Genomic DNA, 1,289 nt, shown 5'->3' with positions numbered 1-1,289 from the left:
GTCTTCAAGGTCGACGCCAGCATGCCCACCAGCCGCTCTATCTCCTCCGTCAGCGTGACGGGTTCGGCGAGATGGCGTTCGACCGAAAGCGGCGCGACGGGAAGGCGCGGCGAGATCGCTTCGTCGAGACGGCCAAGCGCCTGGTCGAGGCGCTGGAGCAGCAAGGCGCCGAAGCGGCGGGCGAGCGGCGCGCGCGGCGCGGCCATGACGGCGCCCGCCGTGCGCAGCCCGACGCTTTCCAGGCTGGCACGGGTTTCCGGCGCTACGCGAAGGGCGGCCAGCGGCAAGGGAGCAAGCAAGGCTTCCTCCTCGCCCGATAGAACGATGCGGTCGCCGCAAAAGCGTGCCGCAGCCCAGGCCGCCCCGGGCGTGCCGGCAAGCCCGGGGCGGACGTCGAAACCCTGATGCAAGAAGCGCGACAGGATTTCGTCGAGCATGGCGCGTTCGCCGCCGAACAGATGGGTGCAGCCGGTGACGTCGAGGAACAGGCCGTCGATGCTGTCCAGCGCCACCAACGGCGTGTAGCGGTCGCACCAGTCGGCAAGGCCCTCGAGCAGGCGCCGGTCGGCCTCCGGATCGGCTTCGACGATGTCGATCGACGGATGCATGGCGCGCGCATCGGCAATCCCCATGTCGCGCTTCAGGTGCAGCGCCTCAGCCCGCTCGTCGAGGGCTGAGATGCGCTGCGCGTTGCCCTGGCGGTGGCTGATCACGAGCGGTGGGTGAGATGGCGACGGATGATCCGAGGGTCGGGAACGCCAGGATTTCCCCAGACGCTGCCGCAGGATCCTTTCGGCCGCCAGATAGGGAAACCACAGGGACAGGATTCTCTGCCCGCTCTTCCTCGCCCCTTCTTTCGTCGAATACGCGTTCATCGGGGTTCCACTCCAGTATGAATTGTCCAGGCAGGGCCGTGCGGCTCTTGCCGATGCTGATGGTGAAGGCGGGGTGGCCGATCGAACCGGCGAGCGGCCCGGCGACCGTGGCGCGCGGCACGGCCGGCGCCGACGCGGCGATGAGGCGGATAGGCGCCGCCGTCGGTTCCGGCTCGGCCGCCTGCCGCAGCAGGAACACCGGCCGGCCGGCACCTTGCGCCCGCGCATGCAGGCGGCGTGTCGCGGTCAGGTCCAGCCGCTGCGGATTGCCGCGGATTTCCAGAATGACGGCGGCAAGCGCCGTCATGCGTGCCGCCTCCTCGGCGATCCACAGCGCATCGACAAGCCTGGGCGCCTCGGAAAACAGCAATTGCCCGGGCTCGATGCCGAAGGCGGCATGCAGCCCCCTGGCAC

1 protein-coding gene and 1 pseudogene are annotated in these 1,289 nt (G+C 69.6%); both read right to left on the bottom strand.

Annotation, left to right across the window (positions count from 1 at the left end):
* A partial coding sequence (locus EOA36_RS35665) for a DNA polymerase Y family protein (RefSeq protein ID WP_145969524.1) occupies window positions 1-713 on the bottom strand: 713 nt, incomplete at its 3' end.
* Window positions 655-1,289: pseudogene (locus tag EOA36_RS38690) on the bottom strand (hypothetical protein); the annotation flags it as partial. The gene EOA36_RS35665 and the pseudogene EOA36_RS38690, both read right to left, overlap by 59 nt.

Origin of the sequence: Mesorhizobium sp. M8A.F.Ca.ET.021.01.1.1, assembly GCF_003998025.1 — a bacterium.
Classification (GTDB): domain Bacteria; phylum Pseudomonadota; class Alphaproteobacteria; order Rhizobiales; family Rhizobiaceae; genus Mesorhizobium.
This window is presented reverse-complemented; position numbering and strand designations above follow the sequence as displayed.